Raw genomic sequence first — 18,043 nt, 5'->3', positions numbered from 1 at the left:
CGGTGCGTGGAGCAGAGAACCCAAGTACTAGTCGGAAGCAGGTCGAGTAGGGCGATGAGCACTCGATGAGCAGCAACACGCGATGAGTACGCCCATGCAGTAACCAGACGGCTTCGCGAGAGACGCGGGCCGAAGAAGGAGTGAAGTGGCCAAGGTCCGGGTCTATGAACTCGCCAAGGAACTCGGAGTCGAGAGCAAGGTCGTCATGGCCAAGCTCCAGGATCTGGGTGAGTTCGTCCGCTCGGCGTCCTCCACAGTAGAGGCGCCGGTCGTCCGCAAACTGATCGACAGCATCCAACAAGCAGAATCCGGCGGCGCCAAGGGCGGCGCCCCGAAGTCGGCTGCCTCCGCGCAGTCCGGCTCCGCCGCGAAGGCGGCGTCCTCCGGCGCCCCGCGTCCCGGCGGCGCCCCCAAGCCCGGTCCGCGTCCCGGTCCGGTCGCGCCCAAGCCCGGTCCGGCGGTTCCCGCGCAGGCCCAGGCGGCGGTCGAGGCGGCCAGCCCGGTCGCCGAGGCGCCCGAGGCGCCGGCCGCACCCGAGGTCCAGGCCGCACCGGCAGCACCGGTCGCCGAGGCGCCCTCCGCGCCGGCTCCGGCTCCGGCGCGCCCGGCTTCGCAGGGCCGTCCCAGCCAGGGCCAGGGCACCGGCGGGGCCATCCCGCCGCGCCAGGCTCCGGCCGCCGGCGGCAGCATCCCGGGCCGTCCCGGCCCGCGTCCGGCCACCCCGGGGCAGCGCCCCGGCGGTGAGCGCGACCGCGGTGAGCGGAACGACCGCGGCGAGCGCGGCCAGCGTCCGGCTCCCGGCGGCACCCGTCCGAGCCCGGCCGGCGCCCAGCGTCCCGGCCAGGGCCAGGGACAGGGCGGCCGTCCCGGCGGCGCTCCGACCCCGGGCCCGCGTCCGGCCGGTCCGCGTCCCGGCAACAACCCGTTCACGTCCTCCGGCTCGACCGGTATGCAGCAGCCCCCGCGGCCCGCGCCGCGTCCGGGCCCGCCGACCGGCGCCCAGAGCGGCGGCGGCGAAGGCGGCCCGCGTCCGGGCATGCCGCCGCGTCCCGGCGGCGGTGTCCCCGGCGCCCCGCGTCCGAACCCGGGCATGATGCCCGGCCGTGCCGCGCCGCGTCCCGGTGCCGGCCAGGGCCGCCCCGGCGGTCCGCGTCCCGGTGCTCCGGCGGGCGGTCCCGGCGGCCGCTCCGGCGGTCCGCGTCCCGGCGCTCCGGCCGGCGGTCCCGGCGCACGCCCCGGTGGCGGCGGCGGTGGCGGCGGTTACGGTGCCCCGCGTCCCGGCGGCGGTGCTCCCGGCGGCGGTGGCGGCGGTTACGGCGGCCGTCCCGGCGGCGGTGGCGGCTACGGCCGCGGCGGCCGGGCCGGCGGCGGCGGAACCGCGGGTGCCTTCGGCCGTCCCGGCGGTCGTCCGGGCCGCGGCCGCAAGTCCAAGAAGCAGCGGCGTCAAGAGTTCGACAACATGCAGGCGCCGTCGCTCGGCGGCGCGATGCTGCCCCGCGGCAACGGGCAGACCATCCGGCTGCCCCGCGGCGCCTCGCTGGTCGACTTCGCCGAGCGCATCAACGCCAACCCGGCGTCCCTGGTGCAGGTGATGTTCCACCTCGGCGAGATGGTGACGGCGACGCAGTCGGTCTCCGACGACGTCTTCGAACTGCTCGGCCAGGAGCTCGGCTTCACCGTGCAGATCGTCTCCCCGGAGGAGGAGGACCGAGTCCTGCTCGAGTCCTTCGACATCGACTTCGGCGAGAACGAGGGCGGCGAGGAGGACCTGCGGGTCCGTCCGCCGGTCGTGACCGTCATGGGTCACGTCGACCACGGTAAGACCCGCCTGCTGGACGCCATCCGCAAGACCAACGTCATCGAGGGCGAAGCCGGCGGCATCACCCAGCACATCGGCGCCTACCAGGTGGTCGCCGAGGTCGCGGGCACCGAGCGGGCCATCACCTTCATCGACACCCCGGGCCACGAGGCGTTCACCGCCATGCGTGCCCGCGGTGCCAAGGCGACGGACATCGCGATCCTCGTGGTCGCGGCGGACGACGGCGTCATGCCCCAGACGATCGAGGCGCTGAACCACGCCCAGGCGGCCGATGTGCCGATCGTGGTCGCGGTCAACAAGATCGACAAGGAGGGCGCCGACCCGACGAAGGTGCGCGGCCAGCTCACCGAGTACGGGCTGGTGGCCGAGGAGTACGGCGGCGAGACCATGTTCGTCGACATCTCCGCGCGCGAGGGCCTGAACATCGACCAGCTGCTCGAGGCGGTCATCCTGACCGCCGACGCCTCGCTGGACCTGCGGGCCAACCCGGACATGGACGCCCAGGGCGTGGCGATCGAGGCCAACCTCGACCGCGGCCGCGGCGCCGTGGCCACCGTCCTGGTGCAGCGCGGCACGCTGCGCGTCGGCGACTCGATGGTCGTCGGCGACGCCTACGGCCGGGTGCGCGCCATGATGGACGAGAACGGCGAGAACGTCGCCGAGGCCGGACCCTCGCGTCCGGTCCAGGTGCTCGGTCTGACCAGCGTCCCCGGCGCCGGCGACACGTTCCTGGTGGTCGAGGAGGACCGCGTGGCCCGGCAGATCGCCGAGCGCCGCGCGACCCGCGAGCGGAACGCGGCCATGGCCCGCTCCCGCAAGCGCGTCTCCATCGAGGACTGGGAGAACGTCATCAAGGCCGGCGAGGTCCAGCAGCTCAACATCATCATCAAGGGTGATGGCGCTGGCTCGGTCGAGGCCCTGGAGGACTCGCTGCTCAAGCTCGACGTCGGCGCCGAGGTCGACCTGCGCGTCGTGCACCGCGGCGTGGGTTCCATCACCGAGTCCGACGTGGACCTGGCGATGGCCTCCGACGCGGTCATCCTGGGCTTCAACGTCCGTCCCGACGGCCGTGCGAAGACCAAGGCCGACCGCGAGGGTGTGGAGATCCGCTTCTACTCGGTCATCTACCAGGCGATCGAGGAGATCGAGGCGGCCCTGAAGGGCATGCTCAAGCCGGAGTTCGAGGAGGTGCAGCTCGGTACCGCCGAGATCCGCGCCATCTTCCGCTCCAGCAAGATCGGCAACATCGCCGGCTGCATGGTCCAGGACGGTCTGATCCGGCGGAACTCCAAGGCGCGCCTCATCCGCGGCGGGTCCGTGGTCGCCGACAACCTCACCATCGTGGGGCTGCGGCGCGAGAAGGACGACGCCACCGAGGTCCGCGAGGGCTTCGAGTGCGGTATCAACCTCGGGTCGTACAACGACATCAAGGAAGGCGACATCATCGAGACCTTCGAGATGCGCGAGAAGCCGCGCGCCTAGTAGGTAGCGATAATGGGGCGGCCCATCCGGGCCGCCCCTACTACTCTCTACTTAAGAAGAAGTAGGGACTCATCCCCTGGGCCGGGTTGGCCCTGATGTGCAGTGTTCGTGGGGACTATGACCCTCGACATCCTCCTGGGCGACGTGCGTTCGCTGAAGGAGAAGCGCGGGATCGTGAAGCCGATCCTGGCCGAGTTGGACAAGCGCGCCGGTGTCGGCGCCGCCGAGACCGGCCATCTGGACCTCCACCGCCGCGCCGAGATCGGCGTCGCGGTGGTCGCGGCGACCGCCGCACGAGTGAAGGAAGTCCTCGACGATCTGGAAGGCACCGTAGCGTGGCGCCCGGAGATCGAGCTGCTCAGCGTCCGACGACGCCTGCGCAGCGATGAGGACGATTAGGAATCCGAGCTAGAAGGAGTGAGTTCGCATGGCGAACAACGGAACGCGCGCCGCGAAGCTGGCCGACCGGATCCGGGTGATCGTCGCCGAGACCCTCAAGATGCGGGTCAAGGACCCCCGGCTCGGATTCGTCACCATCACCGACGTGCGCATCACCGGCGACCTGCGCGACGCGACGGTGTTCTACACCGTCCTGGGCGGCGAGGAGGAGCGCGCCGAGACCGCGGCCGCGCTGGAGTCCGCCAAGGGCGTCCTGCGCACCGAGGTCGGGCGGCAGACCGGGGTGAAGCACACCCCGTCGCTGACCTTCATCGCCGACGCCATCCCGGAGGGCGCCCGGAACATCGAGGACCTGCTGGCCAAGGCCGCGGTGTCCGACGCCGCGGTCCGGGACGCGGCGGCCACCGCCGCCTACGCCGGCGAGCCGGACCCCTACCGGGCCCCGCGCGCCGACGACGAGTTCGACGACGAGGACGAGGACGCCTGAGCCCGTGGCCAAGCGGACGAAGGCCGACGACGGTCCCGGCGGTCTGGTGATCGTCGACAAGCCGGCCGGCTGGACCTCGCACGACGTGGTGGGCCGGGTGCGCCGGCTGGCGCGCACCCGGCGGGTCGGCCACGCCGGCACGCTGGACCCGATGGCCACTGGCGTGCTCGTGGTGGGCGTGGAGAAGACCACCCGGCTGCTGGGCCACCTCGCCCTGACCCGGAAGACCTACGAGACCACCATCCGCCTGGGGCAGAGCACGATCACCGACGACGCCGAGGGCGAGACCACCGACCGCGCCGACGCCTCGAACGTGTCAGATGACATGGTCCGTGGCGCGATTCCGTCGTTCGTCGGCGCGATCACGCAGCGCCCCTCGGCGGTCTCGGCGATCAAGGTGGACGGCGTCCGGTCCTACAAGCGGGTGCGCGAGGGCGAGGCGGTGGAGCTGGCCGCGCGGCCGGTGACGATCCACCGCTTCGACGTCCTCGCCGTCCGCCGCGAAGGCGCGCTGCTCGATGTGGACGCCATAGTCGAGTGCTCGTCCGGGACCTACATCCGGGCTCTGGCGCGCGACCTCGGCGCGACGCTCGGCGTCGGCGGGCATCTCACGATGCTGCGGCGCACCGCGGTCGGTCCCTACGGGCTGGCCCTGGCGCACCCGCTGGCCGAGCTGACCGAGCTGGTCGACGGCGGCGGGGAGCTGCCGGTCGTGCCGCTGGACGTGGCGGCGCGCGCGGCGTTCCCGGTGCGGGAGCTCGACGCCGAGGAGGCCGCCGCGGTGGCGCACGGCGGCTTCCTGGAGCCCTCCGGGCGTCCCGGGGAGCAGGTGGCGGTCTTCGGGCCGGACGGGCGGTTCCTGGCGCTGTACGAGGATCTGCCGAGCGGCAGGAAGGCGAAGCCGGCCGCGGTCTTCATCTGACGGCGGCAGCCGGCGCCGGGACCGCGCCGGATCGCGGCGGATCGCGCCGGATCGCACCGAGACCGCGCCGGGACTCTCCGGCGGCGGCCGAGGCGGACGCTGAGGCGGGAGGCCCGGAAGTCCTAGGTCCGAGATCCTCCCCGGGACCGATTGCGCACCGGCGGGTCCCGGATGGCACTCTTGTGTGTCGGCAGACTCTCTCAATCACAAGGCAGGCACCCCCGTGGAACGCTGGCACGGCACCGCCGAGGTCCCGCAGGACTTCGGCCCCTCGGTCGTCACGATCGGCGTCTTCGACGGCGTCCACCGCGGCCACCGCGAGGTCGTCCGCACCGCCGTCGCCCGGGGCCGCGCGCTCGGCGTGCCGACCGTGGTGCTCACCTTCGACCCGCACCCCAGCGAGATCGTGCGGCCGGGCAGCCACCCGCCGCTGCTGACCACCCAGCGCCACCGCGCCGAGCTGCTCGCCTCCGAGGGCGTGGACGCGGTGCTGGTGCTGCCGTTCAGCCTGGAGGTCTCGCGCTGGTCGCCCGAGGAGTTCATGCGCGCGGTGCTGGTGGACTGCCTGCGGGCGCGCGCGGTCGTGGTCGGTGCCAACTTCCGCTTCGGCCACCGCGCGGCCGGCGACGTCGCCGCGCTGCAGGAGGCCGGCGGCCGGTTCGGCTTCGAGGTCGTCCCGGTCCACCTGATGGGCCCGGAGGGGGAGAGCGCCGACAACCGCTTCTCCTCCACCCGGGTGCGCGCGCTGATCGCCGACGGCGAGGTGGCCGCCGCGGCCGACCTGCTGGGCCGGCCGCACCGGGTCGAGGGCGTGGTGGTGCGCGGCGACCAGCGCGGGCGCGAGCTGGGCTACCCGACCGCCAACGTCGAGACCGTGCCGTTCGCCGCGGTGCCGACCGACGGCGTCTACGCCGGCTGGCTGATCACCGACGTGGACAAGCCGGAGAAGTCCGTCCGGCACCCCGCCGCGATCTCCATCGGGACCAACCCGACCTTCGACGGCGTCGACCGCCGCGTCGAGGCCTACGCGCTGGACCGCGACGACCTGGACCTGTACGGCACGCACGTCGCGGTGGAGTTCGCCGCGCGCCTGCGCGACACGCTGAAGTTCGACTCGGTCGAGGCGCTGCTGGACCGGATGGCCGACGACTGCAAGGCGGCGCGGGAGATCACCGACGCCGCCTGAGACGTTCCCCACACCGGGCGCGGCCGGCCTCACGGCGTGGTCAGCCCGGGAATACGCCTGTCCCCCGCTGGGTTGTAGCGGTCGAACCCTCAAGGGTCCGACCACGTTGTCGAGGGGACAGGAATGACTTTGGCACTGAAGCATCGGCGTCCGGCAGTCAAGATCGATTTGTCGGGGGTCGAGCCTTGGATAAGCTCTTCGGGAAAGCCCGAGGAGGTGAGGACGGTCGCCGTGACCGCTGACGACGCACGTGGCGAGGCCGTCATCGCCGAGGCTGTGTCCACCGACGCCCCGCGCGTGGATCCCGGGGAGTCCGAGGACGCGCGCAACGAGCGCTTCGAGCGCGACGCCCTCGTCTACCTGGACCAGCTCTACCCGGCCGCGCTGCGGATGACCCGCAACCCGGCCGACGCCGAGGACCTGATCCAGGAGACCTTCGCCAAGGCGTTCGCCTCCTTCCACCAGTTCCGCGAGGGCACCAACCTCAAGGCCTGGCTGTACCGGATCCTCACCAACACGTTCATCAACAGCTACCGCAAGAAGCAGCGCGAGCCCCAGGTCAGCCCGACCGAGGAGATCGAGGACTGGCAGCTGGCCCGGGCCGAGTCGCACAGCTCGGCGGGTCTGCCCTCGGCCGAGACGGTGGCGCTGGACCACCTGCCGGACTCCGACGTCAAGGAAGCCCTGCAGGCCATCGGCGAGGAGTTCCGCATCGCGGTCTACCTGGCCGACGTCGAAGGCTTCGCCTACAAGGAGATCGCCGACATCATGGGCACGCCCATCGGCACCGTGATGTCCCGGTTGCACCGCGGGCGCCGGCAACTCCGTGCGATGCTTGAGGACTACGCGCGGGAGCGCGGCCTGGTGGCCGCCGCGTCGGAAGGGAACTGAAGCGCCATGAGCTGCGGCCAGCCGCACGAGACGCCGTGCACCGAGGTCCTCGACCACCTCTACGAGTACATCGACAACGAGATGCCCGATGAGGACTGCGCGGCGGTAAAGCGCCACCTGGACGAGTGTCAGCCCTGTTTGGAGAAGTACGGGCTGGACGCGATGGTGAAGAAGCTCGTGCAGCGCTGCTGCGGATGCGACGAGCCGCCCGTCGACCTGCGCGACAAGGTGCTCGCCCGGATCCGCCAGGTGCGCGGCGAGGTCGCCGTCGGCGGTGCGGGGGACTAGCGGGACAGAAGTGAGTCCAGGGGCGTGCCTATGGCGCGCCCGTGGCGCGTTCCGGTCGGATCCACTCGGAAGAGTGGATCTTTTCTTGACTGGCGGCCGTTTTTCCTCTGTACTCGTACGTGCTTTGATCCATTCCCGCGGCTACGACGGCCGCGGGTGAGTCATGGAAGACGGTGTCTCGGTATGGTCCATCTCATTGGCGGTGGTCTCTGAGTCGGGCGATCCCGACTCCTGCCATCCCACAGGCCGGCGCCGCCCCATGCGCCGGCCTGTGGACCTGCCGGGCGTTTCGTGACAGGGTTTTGCGTTGACCGGTGCTGACGCGCTCCCTGCGCGGACTAGAGGATGACCGATGCCGTTCTCCGTGCGGTGCTACATCTTCGGTTTGGTGGCGGCGGCCGTGACAGTCGTCGCCACGTTGCCGTTGTCGCGAACGCCCCTGCCTCTGCTCCTCGCGCTGTGCGCGCTGGTGATCGCCGCCGAGCGGCTCTCGCGCGTCCAGATCGGCACCTCGGGCTGGACCATGTCGGTCTCCCTGGTCGTGATCCTGATCACCGTGCTGGTCCTGCCGCCGCCGGGGGCGGCGCTGGTCGGCCTGATCAGCTCGGTGCCGCTGCCGCGCCAGCCGAGCTGGACCTGGACCAAACAGACGGTCAACTCCGCGCTGTCGAGCCTGGCGCCGGCCTGCGGGTCGGCCGTGTGCCGCCTGGTCGGCGGCCACAACCCGGGCCACTTCCTGAGCTTCCCGGAGTTCCTGTGGCCGGCGGCCGCCGCGGTCACCACATGCCTGGTGGTCAACGCCCTGATCCTGGCCGGCTACGTGGGGCTGGCCACGCGCAACCGCTTCGTGGACGGGCTGCGCGGCGACATCCGCCGGGCGACCATGCCGTACTACTCCTCGGGCGTGCTGGCGCTGATCTTCCTGTCGCTGTGGGACGACATCGGCTGGTTCACCGCGCCCCTGGTGGTCGTGCCGATGTACATCGCGCACTGGAGCCTGTCGCAGTACGCGAAGGAGGGCGCGGCGCACGAGGGGACGATCGCCGCCCTGGTCCAGGCCGTGGAGATCAAGGACTCCTATACCCGCGGCCACAGCGAGCGCGTCGCGCGCGGCGCGGAGATGCTCGCCGAGCAGCTGAAGATGCCGCAGGACCGCCTGGCGATGCTCCGCTTCGCCGGACTGCTGCACGACATCGGCAAGCTCGGCGTCCCCACGCGTCTGCTCACCAGCACCGGCGGCTTGACCGAGGAGGAGTTCAAGCTCCTGTGCATGCACCCCAACCACGGAGTGGCGGTGCTGCGCGACATCCGCTTCCTGACCGAGGTCTACGAGGGCGTGCTGTACCACCACGAACGCCTCGACGGCCGCGGCTACCCGACGGGCAAGTCCGGCGAGGAGATCCCCGAGTTCGCCCGCATCATCGGCGTCGCCGACGCCTTCGACGCCATGACCTCCACCCGCTCCTACCGGGCCGCCCGCTCGGTCGAGGAGGCGGTGGCCGAACTGCGCCGCGGCGCCGGCACCCAGTTCGACCCCGACCTGGTCCACGCCTTCGAGAACGCCCTCGCCCTCGCCGAACGCACCGGCCGTCCCTGGGTCCCCACCGAACTGGCGCCCGCCGAACCGCCCCAGGGCGACGACACCGCCGCGGCCGCATCGGGCCCATGGCCGCTCCCCAAGCGCGTCCCCGGCTTCTCCTTCGCCGACCACGACGACCCCTTCGTCCCCGTCGAATGGTTCTCGGACTGGTACCCGAGCTGGCTCCTCCCCGACGCCGCCGCGATCCCCGGCCAGCGCGCACCAGAGCTGGAGCCGCCGACCGCCGCGCCGGACCCGCCCGCCGCGGACTTCGACGACGGCTGGTCGGAACGGATGCATTCGGCCGTCGTCCGCGAGACCGGGCCCGAGCCCGATGAGGGCTGGTCGTGGGACGGGGAGCCGGCCGAGGACGCGGACGAGAACGAGAACGCTGACGAGAACGACCCGGCGAACACGGAAGCGTTGCCGGTCGGGGCGGAATCGCATCCCGACCTCGAGCTGCACCCCGACCTCGAGCCGCCGACCGCGCCCGACGCTCAGACCGCAGCAGATGCTTCGGCCGCCTCCGAACCTCAGATCGATCTCTCGCCGAAACTTGAGAATCCCACATCTTTCTCGGCCGCACGCGAACCGCGCGCCGAAGTCCTCGCGGCCCTCGAGCAGGCTGATACAGACAGTGCGACCACCACCCGCGCCGCGATCGACACCGACTCCGAGCCCGCTGCCCACTCAGCGACCGGTTCCGCGACCGCCACCGGCTCCGTGACCGCCGCCCGCGCCTCGGCCGAATCCGCCACCGACTCCGAGCGCGCTGCTCACTTCGCGACCGGCTCCGCGACCGGCAACAGTTCTGCGACCGCCACTGGCTCCGTGACCGCCGCTCGCGCCTCTGCAGAATCCGCCGCTGAACCCGAGCGCGCTGCCCACTCTGCGACCGGCTCCGCGACCGGCATCGGCTCCGTGACCGCCGACCGCGCTGCGACCGAATCAGAGCCCGCCCCAGAGCCCACCCCAGAGCCCGCCGACGCCCCCAGCACCCGCTGGCCCGTCGACCCCGGTCTGCGCGGCGACCCTCGCGGTTCGATGCGGGTCCGTGCCGCGACGCCGGCTGCTGATCCCGATCCGCGGGGGTCGCGCGCTGGCGACGGTGCCCCGGCGCTGACTGCCGATTTCGACCTGCGCAAGCCCTCCGGTCCGTGTCCTGGTGCCGCGATCTCCGTGGGCGCGCCTGCCGAGGACGGTGATGACACCGTGCCGATGCCTCAGCCCAAGGCTGGCGACCCCGAGGCCTGGACCCCTTCGCCGGAGCCGTGGGTGGCGCCCGAGCCCTCTGGCGAGGTGTCGAAGGGCGGTGATTCGGGGGACTCCGCCGAGTCCGGGGAGGCCGATGGTCGGCCGGGGGCGTCTGCCGGTCCTTCGTGGTTCGCGCGGGGTGCGGGTGGGGCGTCGCTGCACTTCTTCGGGCCCGGGGACGCGGTGTGGCCGCCGCGTGATCCTGATGCGCGGGACTCTGAGGAGTCCCCGGCATGAACCACGCCAAGCCGCCGAGCCATCGGGCGCTGGAGCCCGACAGTGATGCGCAGACCGCCTGGGCGCAGAGCAATCCGCTGCTGCTGGTGCTCGCGTGCTTCGTGGCGTTCGCCGCGGTCGCCTCGTGCGCGGTGCACGGCTTCAGCCAGCCCGGGTACGCCGTCGCCTTCGGGGCGATCATCGCCGCGGGCGAGGCGTTCCGGGTGCGGCTGCCGGGCGGGCGGGAGGCGGCGCCGCTCGGGGCGGCGACCGGTCTGGCCTACGCCGTGCTCACCGAGATCGGGCATCAGCCGGCGCTGCACAACGCGCCGCAGGCGGTCGCGGTGGCGGCGTTCGGCTTCCTGGTCGGGTCGGTGCCGCATATGGCGGTCCGGCGGCCGAGCACCCTGGACTACACCGTCCGCCGCTTCCTCATGGTCGCGCTGACCGCGTGGCTGTTCCGGATGTGCTACCTGCGCTGGGTGCTCGGCACGCGGCCGGACAATCCCGCGCTCCTGCATCCCACCCTCGCCGATCCGGACTTCCTCACGCGCCACCTGCACAGTGTGGCGGTGGGTGCGGCGACGGCCGGCTTCCTGCTGCTGGCCATCGTCGGCGACGGGGTTGTCGGCTCGATGCTGCAGGCCGGGCAGCATCGGCGGCCGATCCTGGCCGCGGCTCGGGACGAGGCGACCTTCACCACGCGCGTCGGGCTGGCCGTGGTCGCCACCGCGCTGCTGGTCTGCCTGGCCTCGCGGACCATGTCGATCTGGGTCCTGCCGGCGCTGTGCCTGCCGCTGGCCTTCACCCAGCTCGCGCTGCGCCGCTACGCGCGGATCAAGGAAGTGCACCTGGAAACGATCAGGGCACTGTCGCGCATCACCGAGGTGGCCGGCCTCACCCAGCCCGGGCACGCCCGCCGGGTCGCCCGCACCTGCCAGCGCATCGGCCGCGAGCTGGGCCTGAGCGAGGCGCAGCTGCTGGACCTGGAGTACGCCTCGCTGATGCACGACATCGGGCAGCTCTCGGTCGCCGAGCCCGTCCACGGCGGCCGCACCGCCCCGCTGTCCCTGGTGCGCCAGCGCGAGCTGGCCCGGGCCGGCGCCGAGGTGATCCGGCGCGCCGGGGCGCTGGGCAACGCCGCGGACATCGTGGAGCACCACCCCGACCCGTTCGGCGCCGCGGGTCCCCTGCCCAGCCGCATACTGCGGGTCGCCAACGACTACGACGACCTCGCCGGCGCGCAGCCGGAGTCGGCCGAGCGCACCGAGGCGCTGCGCCACATCCGGCTCGGGCTGGCAGTCCACTACGATCCGGCGGTCGTGGAGTCGCTCAGCCGGATGGTCGGAGAGTAACTCGCCCCCCTGCGCGGGCGGTTCACCGGTGCGGCGTGATTGGATGCGCAGGTACACCTTTAGCTTGTGACTGCGAGGGAGCATCGAACGTGGCCGAGGAAGTCCGCGCCGAGATGGTGGCCAACGTGTGGAAGATCGTGGCGGCCGAGGGCGACGAGGTCGAGGACGGCGACACCCTCGTGATCCTCGAGTCGATGAAGATGGAGATCCCGGTCCTGGCCGAGGTCTCGGGCAAGGTCTCGCGCCTGGCCGTCGCCGAGGGCGACGTGGTGCAGGAGGGCGACCTCATCGCCGTGATCGGCTGAGGCACCGGGCCGCGTGCCCGAGGCCTGACAGGGAGAAGCGCGCCACACCGGAAGGACCCGGCGGCGCGCTTCAGCCGTTCTCGGAGCTGTCTTCAGAGCCGTCCTCAGCCCGTGACTGTCCCGTGCTCGACGCAGCGCGCCGACCACCCGGTCGGCACGACCTGTACGACCATCCGCCGCCGGCAGTGCCCGCAGTACCGCGGCGGCTCCAGCTCAGCCCGCGCGGCGCACCGCTCGTGGCCGCTCTCCGCCGCCGGCTCGCCGCACTGCCCGCAGAAATCCATGCAGGCAAGGTAACACCTGGCCCGGGCGTGCGGCCGACCAGGTGATGCGGGATTCCTGTGTAGGGTCGACGCGTGACCGAAGCCCCCGCCGAAGGCGCGCCGCTCCAGGCGCAGACCACCCTGAACGTCACCGACGCCGACACCGCGCGGGCCCTCGGCTCCGGCGACCTCCCGGTCCTCGGCACGCCGCGCCTCGTCGCCCTCGCCGAGCAGGCCACCGTCGCCGCGGCCCAGCCGCTGCTCACCGAGGGCCAGACGACCGTCGGCACGCGCATCCGCTTCGACCATGTGTACCCGACCCCCGTCGGCGGCGCGGTCACCGCTTCCGCCGAACTCGCACACCGCGACGACCGGCTTCTGCGCTTCACCGTCGCCGCACACGATGCCGACGGACGCCTGGTCGGCGAAGGCGAGATCACCCGCGTCATCGTCAACGCCGAGCGCTTCATGGCGAAGCTGTAGAGACGCGAAGCCGTAGAGGCGCGATGGCGTCCGGGCTGCCTACTCAGGCTTGGCGGCCCGCAGCGAGAACATCAACGGCACCCGAGGCGTCCCCTCGGGCAGCCGGTAGACCCCGTCGCGCCGCTCCAACGCCCGGAACCGCTGGAACAGCGTCATGTCGAACTCGTGCAGGAACTCCAGCCGCAGCCCCGCACCGATCAGGGAGCTGACGATCTCCCCGATCCCGTGGCTGAACTCCACCGACACGTTCTTCTCCGTCGGCGCCTCGAAGTCCGCGTACGTCCCGGGCTCGTCCCACACCTGCGGCGACCGGTCGAAGTAGTCGTAGGCGACCGTCCGGCCGCTCTCGTCGTCCAGTGTGTTGCCGAACGGATGGAACTCCGAGACGTACAGGAATCCGCCCGGCTTCACCGTCGACGCCGCGACCCGCGCCCAGCGCTCGATGTCCGGCAGCCAGCACAGAGCGCCCTTGCCCGTGTAGACCACGTCGAACTGCTCCCCGCCGAGCGCCTCGGCGGCGTCGTAGACGTTCGACGTGACCCAGCGCGAGCCCGCGACCCCGATCCGGTCCGCCAACGCGGCCGCGGCCTCCATCGCCGCCCCCGAAAAGTCCAGACCGGTGACCACAGCGCCGTGCCGGGCCCAGCCCAGCGTCTCGGTGCCGATGTGGCTCTGCAGGTGCAGCAGGCTCTTGCCGTGCACGTCGCCGACCTCGGCCAGCTCGAACGCCTCCAGCGTCTCCCGCCCGGCGACGAACCCGGCCAGGTCGTAGAACGTGCCGTCCACGTGGATCGGCACGCGCTCGTCCCAGTTGGCGCGGTTGTACTCCAGCCAGTTCCCGGGATCCGGGGCGGTCGTCTCGGCGCTCATGGAATCCGACGCTAACCGGCGCGTCCCCGGTGCTCAAAGGGAATATCGCCTCAGGCGTACTCCGTGGTCCGCGGGTCCGGGCGGTCCAGATTCCAGTGCCGTCCGACCCCGGCGATCCAGTCCGCGAGGTTGCCCTCCTTGTCGCGCGGCCGCAGGACGAAGCGGCAGATGCTGCTCTGCCCGCCCTCGTGGTCGCTGTAGAGGACCTCGACGGTGAACACCTGCCGCTCCTTGACCGCCGCCGCGATCGGCTCGTACATCGGGTCGGCGGGGTCGCGGATCGCGGCGTGCCAGTACCCGATGTCGTGCGCCGGGATGTACAGGTCGCGGACCATGCGGCGGTAGTCCTGCGGCGCCGTGTGCTGGTCCTCCGGTCCGCGGCGCTCGGCGGAGACGGTCCAGCCCTGCAGGACCGCCAGGCCCGCGCCGGCGTTGCGGATCGAGATCGCGAAGTAGATGTTGCCGTCGACGATCTCGGCGTAGCCGCGGCCGCCGCTCACCACGGCCCAGTGGTCGTCGGCCCAGAAGATCTTCTCGTCGCGGTCGGTCAGCCGGGAGTTCAGCAGCACCGGCCGCAGCCCCACCAGCACGGCGCGCTCGGCGGCGGCCGCGGCGCGCGAGGCCGACCGCACCGATTTCAGCGTGGCCGCCGCCAGGATCACTGTGGTCCCGGCGGTGGCCAGCGAGGATATGGTCACCCAGTCAGTCACGCGCTGGAGACTACAAAACTCAGAGCCCCGTGGTCGATCTCGGATAGGCGATCGTCTGGTCCGTGGCGATATTGACCAGGTACGGGATTCCCGAGGCGAAGGCGCGGTCCAGCGCCGGTCCGATCTGCGCCGGGTCGGTGACGAACTCCCCGCCGCCGCCGAGAGCCTGCACGACCTTGTCGTAGCGCGCGTCCGGGTTCAGGTCCGCGGCGACGTCGTAGCCGTACAGCGCCTGCATCGGGTGCTTCTCCAGCCCCCAGCACGCGTTGTTGCCCATCACCATGACCACCGGCAGCCCGTGCCGCACCAGGGTGTCCACGTCCATCAGCGAGAAGCCCGCGGCGCCGTCGCCGACCAGCAGGACCACCTGGGACGTCGGACGCGCCAGCCGGGCGGCGATCGCGTAGCCAAGGCCGGTGCCCAGGCAGCCGTACGGACCCGGGTCCAGCCAGCAGCCGGCCCGGCCCGGCTCCACGAACCGGCCGGCGAAGGAGACGAAGTCGCCGCCGTCCCCGATCACCACCGCGTCGTCGGCCAGGCGCGGCAGCAACTCGCCGTAGATGCGCGCCGGGTGGATCGGATCCGAGGCGGCGGTCAGCAGGTCGCGATCGGCGGCGATAGCCGTGGAGGCCTTGTCCTGCAAGGCGGCCAGCCAGTCCGCGTACGCGCCCGGCTTGGCGGCCTTGCGCCAGGACTCAGCGATGCCCTCGAAGGCCGCGGACAGGTCGCCGGCGGCGCTCGCCGCCAGGCCGATGTGGCCGCTCAGCTGTCCAGGCGAGTCGACGACGTGCACCACCGGCGCGAGCGGGTTGCCGTCCCGGCCACCGAACAATCCGTAGCCCAGGCGGAAATCCAGCGGAGTGCCGACGACGATGACCAGGTCCGCGCCGCCGAACGCGGCCGAGCGGGCCCGGGTCACCAGCTGGCGGTGGCCGCGCGGCAGGATGCCGCGGCCCATGCCGTTGGTGATGACCGGGACCCCGGTCTCCTCGGCGAAGGCCAGCGCGGCGGTGTCGGCGCCGTCCATCCAGACGTCGGAGCCCAGGACGAGCACCGGCTTGGCGGCGCGCGCGAGCAGATCGCCGATGCCGGCGAGCGCGTCGGGATCCGGGGTGAGCGCCGCGCGGGCGCCGACCGTCGGCAGCGGCTTGGCGTCGACGTCGAACGCCGCCTCCAGGGACAGGTCGAGGAAGACCGGTCCGCGGTGCGGCGCGTCGGCGAGGGCGAAGGCGTCGTCGAGGTCGGATGCCAGCGCCGCGGTGGTGTGCACGGTCGCCGAGCGCTTGGTCACCGGAGCCAGCAGCGGCGGGTGGTCCAGCTCCTGCAGCGCGCCCTTGCCCCAGTTGGAGTCCGCGGCCCGGCCGCCGAGCACGACCACCGGCGAGCCGTTGAAATGCGCGGTGGTCACCGCCGAGACGCCGTTGGTGATGCCCGGGCCGGCGGTCAGGACCGCCAGGCCGGGCTTGCGGGTCAGCTTGGCGGTCGCCTCGGCGGCGAACACGGCGGTCTGCTCGTGGCGGACGTCCAGGATCGGCAGCGGCGGGTCGGCCTTGACCGCGCCGTCGTAGAGCGAGAAGACGTGTCCGCCTGAGAGCGTGAACATGGTCTCGACGCCGTGGGCTCGCGCCACCTCGACGGAGATCTGGCCGCCGTGCGGCGGCTGGGGGGTTTCGGGCTGGGCTTCGGTCACGACGGTCACCTGCGGTCGGCTCGGGGGACGGACGGCGGCGTTGTTACGTGCCAGTAGCTTTCCGTCCGGAGCCCGGCTTCCGCAAGGGTCAGACCTCGATCCTCATCACGCGGCGGCGCGGGGTCGGGCTGCTGACCTCCTGGAACCCGCAGTCCTCGTACGTGCTCTTCGCCCCGACGAACAGCTCGCCCCACACGACCTCCTTGCCGGGCTCGGTGACCAGCGCGTAGCCCTCGACGGCGCTCGCCCCGCGCTCGCGGGCGAAGGCGACGGCGGCCTCGGTCAAGGCCTTGCTGACGCCGCGGCGGCGGTAGCCGGTGCGGACGACGAAGCAGGTGATCGCCCAGACGCCGGGGTCGTCGCGGTCTTCGGTGCGGCCGGTCCACGGCACGCGCATCGTCCGCAGCCGCGGGTACTCCGTTCGGGGTTCGACGGCGCACCAGCCGACGGGTTCGCCGTCGAGATAGGCGACCACGCCGGTGGTGGCTTCGGCGTCGGGCTCGCCGCAGCGGGTCTGCGTCCGGAGCTGGGATTCCCGGTCCTCTTGGGGCATGGCGCGCCAGTCTTTGGAGGGGAATTTGAACCACTGGCACTGGCAGTGGTGCGGGACTCCGCGGTCGCCGAAGACGGCGCGGAGGTCCTCCCAGGAGGCCTGGTTGGCCGGGACGACGGTGAGGGCGGTGGTGGAGTCCGTCATAGGCGCACGATAGTCCCGGCCGGGGACAGGAGTCGGGTCAACGGGTTGTCAGTTATCGCCGGTTATCGCCGGTTACCGGTCGATGTCGATGGCCTCGGCGACCTCGGCCAGATCCTGCGCGGTCAGCCGCACCGCGCCGGCGTTCACCCAGCCGTCGACCTGCGCGGCGGTGCGGGCTCCGACGATCGCGCCGGTGACGCCGGGCCAGGCGAGCGTCCAGGCGATGGCGGCCTCGGCGACGCTGACCCCGTGCCGAGCCGCGATCGGCTTGAGCGCGTCGGCGACGCGGAGGTTCGCCGCGAGGTCGGACGTGAAGTCCGGGCTGCTGCGGCGCCAGTCGTCGGCGGGAAGCGCCGCGACGCGCTCGGCGGAGAACGCTCCGGTGAGCAGGCCGGACTGGAGCGGCGAGTAGACGATGACGCCGGTGTCGTGCTCCTCCGCCCACGCGATGTCGGGTGCGGCTGAGCGGTTGAGGGCGGAGAACGGCGGCTGGATGGCGTCGACGTGCGCGATGGATTCGGCGACGTCCATCAGCGCGGCGTCGTGGTTGGAGAGCGCGATGGCGCGGATCTTGCCCTCGGTCTTGAGGTCGGCCATCACCTGCCAGTACTCCTCGATCGGCGTGTGGTTCGGGGAGGGCGGGCCGTCGGTGTCGGCGCCGTAGACGAAGGCTTCGCCGGTGTCGGGCCAGTGGACCTGGTAGAGGTCGATGCGCTCGACTCCCAGGCGGCGCAAGGAGTCCTCCACCTCGCGGCGGACGCTGGCCGGCTTCATGGTGCGGATCGGTGCGCTCTGCGGGTCCTCCGGATTCCAGACCAGGCCGACCTTGGAGAAGACGTAGGGGCGGTCGGCGTCGGAGTAGCCGGCGATCGCCTTGCCGACCAGTTCCTCGGCGTGGCCGAGACCGTAGACGGCGGCGGTGTCGATCCAGTTGACGCCGGCGTCGATCGCGTGGCGGATCGCGGCGAGGGACTCGGCGTCGTCGGTGGCGCCCCAGCTGTACGCCCAGCCGCTGCCGGCGACGGCCCAGGAGCCGAAGCCGACGCGGGAGATGGTCATGTCGGTGGTGCCCAGGCGGGCGGTGTCAAGGTTCTGATGCGTGGTCTCGTTTGTCATGGCTGCAACGATCCGCTTCGCGCCGCGCCTT

17 protein-coding genes are annotated in these 18,043 nt (G+C 72.1%); 11 read left to right on the top strand and 6 right to left on the bottom strand.

Annotated elements, in window-relative coordinates:
• The first annotated feature begins 145 nt into the window (after positions 1-145).
• The 10 genes from infB (at position 146) to CACI_RS38220 (ending at position 12,183) form a co-directional block, all read left to right on the top strand.
• On the top strand, positions 146-3,301 hold the full coding sequence (gene infB / locus CACI_RS53970; RefSeq protein ID WP_015796291.1) for a translation initiation factor IF-2: 3,156 nt from the start codon (positions 146-148) through the stop codon (positions 3,299-3,301).
• Positions 3,302-3,403: 102 nt separating this feature from the next.
• The gene (locus CACI_RS38260) at positions 3,404-3,700 is read left to right on the top strand and encodes a DUF503 domain-containing protein (protein ID WP_190276681.1); all 297 of its coding nucleotides are present in this window, start codon (positions 3,404-3,406) and stop codon (positions 3,698-3,700) included.
• A 28-nt stretch (positions 3,701-3,728) separates the two neighbouring features.
• Entirely contained in the window at positions 3,729-4,187 is a 459-nt protein-coding gene (gene rbfA / locus CACI_RS38255) for a 30S ribosome-binding factor RbfA (protein WP_015796289.1), read from the top strand.
• Positions 4,188-4,191: 4 nt separating this feature from the next.
• Positions 4,192-5,109, top strand: coding sequence for a tRNA pseudouridine(55) synthase TruB (gene truB / locus CACI_RS38250; RefSeq protein ID WP_015796288.1), 918 nt, complete (start codon positions 4,192-4,194; stop codon positions 5,107-5,109).
• Positions 5,110-5,332: 223 nt separating this feature from the next.
• On the top strand, positions 5,333-6,295 hold the full coding sequence (locus CACI_RS38245) for a bifunctional riboflavin kinase/FAD synthetase (protein WP_015796287.1): 963 nt from the start codon (positions 5,333-5,335) through the stop codon (positions 6,293-6,295).
• A 123-nt stretch (positions 6,296-6,418) separates the two neighbouring features.
• Complete coding sequence (locus tag CACI_RS38240) at positions 6,419-7,186, top strand: sigma-70 family RNA polymerase sigma factor (RefSeq protein WP_015796286.1); 768 nt, start codon at positions 6,419-6,421, stop codon at positions 7,184-7,186.
• A gap of 6 nt (positions 7,187-7,192) precedes the next feature.
• A complete protein-coding gene (rsrA, locus tag CACI_RS38235; protein WP_015796285.1) occupies positions 7,193-7,474 on the top strand; it encodes a mycothiol system anti-sigma-R factor in 282 nt (93 codons plus the stop codon).
• Positions 7,475-7,826: 352 nt separating this feature from the next.
• A complete protein-coding gene (locus CACI_RS46675; protein ID WP_015796284.1) occupies positions 7,827-10,544 on the top strand; it encodes an HD domain-containing phosphohydrolase in 2,718 nt (905 codons plus the stop codon).
• A complete protein-coding gene (locus tag CACI_RS38225; RefSeq protein ID WP_015796283.1) occupies positions 10,541-11,878 on the top strand; it encodes an HD-GYP domain-containing protein in 1,338 nt (445 codons plus the stop codon). The genes CACI_RS46675 and CACI_RS38225 overlap by 4 nt, the downstream gene beginning before the upstream one ends.
• 89 nt (positions 11,879-11,967) lie before the next feature.
• Positions 11,968-12,183 carry a biotin/lipoyl-binding carrier protein gene (locus CACI_RS38220; RefSeq protein WP_015796282.1) on the top strand — a complete coding sequence of 72 codons (216 nt, stop codon included), beginning with the start codon at positions 11,968-11,970 and terminating at the stop codon, positions 12,181-12,183.
• 104 nt (positions 12,184-12,287) lie between these two features.
• On the opposite strand, the gene bsaP is transcribed toward CACI_RS38220, so the two are convergent.
• A complete protein-coding gene (gene bsaP, locus CACI_RS54700; RefSeq protein WP_015796281.1) occupies positions 12,288-12,467 on the bottom strand; it encodes a biotin synthase auxiliary protein BsaP in 180 nt (59 codons plus the stop codon).
• 72 nt (positions 12,468-12,539) lie between these two features.
• On the opposite strand from bsaP, the gene CACI_RS38215 reads away from it, so the two are divergent.
• Positions 12,540-12,929: a thioesterase family protein gene (locus CACI_RS38215; RefSeq protein ID WP_015796280.1), complete on the top strand. Its 390-nt coding sequence runs from the start codon at positions 12,540-12,542 to the stop codon at positions 12,927-12,929.
• A gap of 39 nt (positions 12,930-12,968) precedes the next feature.
• Here CACI_RS38215 and CACI_RS38210 read toward each other — a convergent pair whose 3' ends face one another.
• The 5 genes from CACI_RS38210 to CACI_RS38190 all read right to left on the bottom strand — a co-directional run bounded on the left by CACI_RS38210 (position 12,969) and on the right by CACI_RS38190 (position 18,012).
• Positions 12,969-13,799, bottom strand: a complete 831-nt coding sequence (locus CACI_RS38210; protein ID WP_015796279.1) for a class I SAM-dependent methyltransferase — start codon at positions 13,797-13,799, stop codon at positions 12,969-12,971.
• Between the two features lie 50 nt (positions 13,800-13,849).
• Positions 13,850-14,509 carry a hypothetical protein gene (locus tag CACI_RS38205; RefSeq protein ID WP_015796278.1) on the bottom strand — a complete coding sequence of 220 codons (660 nt, stop codon included), beginning with the start codon at positions 14,507-14,509 and terminating at the stop codon, positions 13,850-13,852.
• 19 nt (positions 14,510-14,528) lie between these two features.
• Positions 14,529-16,208, bottom strand: a complete 1,680-nt coding sequence (locus tag CACI_RS38200) for an acetolactate synthase (RefSeq protein WP_015796277.1) — start codon at positions 16,206-16,208, stop codon at positions 14,529-14,531.
• Positions 16,209-16,287: 79 nt separating this feature from the next.
• The gene (locus tag CACI_RS38195; RefSeq protein ID WP_015796276.1) at positions 16,288-16,896 is read right to left on the bottom strand and encodes a GNAT family N-acetyltransferase; all 609 of its coding nucleotides are present in this window, start codon (positions 16,894-16,896) and stop codon (positions 16,288-16,290) included.
• 72 nt (positions 16,897-16,968) lie between these two features.
• The gene (locus CACI_RS38190) at positions 16,969-18,012 is read right to left on the bottom strand and encodes an aldo/keto reductase (RefSeq protein WP_015796275.1); all 1,044 of its coding nucleotides are present in this window, start codon (positions 18,010-18,012) and stop codon (positions 16,969-16,971) included.
• Positions 18,013-18,043: the final 31 nt, after the last annotated feature.

Source organism: Catenulispora acidiphila DSM 44928, from assembly GCF_000024025.1.
Taxonomy (GTDB): Bacteria; Actinomycetota; Actinomycetes; order Streptomycetales; family Catenulisporaceae; genus Catenulispora; species Catenulispora acidiphila.
Note: the sequence above shows the minus strand (reverse complement) of the source record. Positions and strands in the feature narration are given on the sequence as shown.

Coding starts and splice junctions, on each gene's coding strand:
- CACI_RS38225 (WP_015796283.1), top strand. CDS start 10,541: ATGAACCACGCCAAGCCGCCGAGCCATCGGGCGCTGGAGCCCGACAGT.
- CACI_RS38240 (WP_015796286.1), top strand. CDS start 6,419: ATGACTTTGGCACTGAAGCATCGGCGTCCGGCAGTCAAGATCGATTTG.
- CACI_RS38210 (WP_015796279.1), bottom strand. CDS start 13,799: ATGAGCGCCGAGACGACCGCCCCGGATCCCGGGAACTGGCTGGAGTAC.
- rbfA (WP_015796289.1), top strand. CDS start 3,729: ATGGCGAACAACGGAACGCGCGCCGCGAAGCTGGCCGACCGGATCCGG.
- rsrA (WP_015796285.1), top strand. CDS start 7,193: ATGAGCTGCGGCCAGCCGCACGAGACGCCGTGCACCGAGGTCCTCGAC.
- CACI_RS38190 (WP_015796275.1), bottom strand. CDS start 18,012: ATGACAAACGAGACCACGCATCAGAACCTTGACACCGCCCGCCTGGGC.
- CACI_RS46675 (WP_015796284.1), top strand. CDS start 7,827: ATGCCGTTCTCCGTGCGGTGCTACATCTTCGGTTTGGTGGCGGCGGCC.
- bsaP (WP_015796281.1), bottom strand. CDS start 12,467: ATGGATTTCTGCGGGCAGTGCGGCGAGCCGGCGGCGGAGAGCGGCCAC.
- CACI_RS38195 (WP_015796276.1), bottom strand. CDS start 16,896: ATGACGGACTCCACCACCGCCCTCACCGTCGTCCCGGCCAACCAGGCC.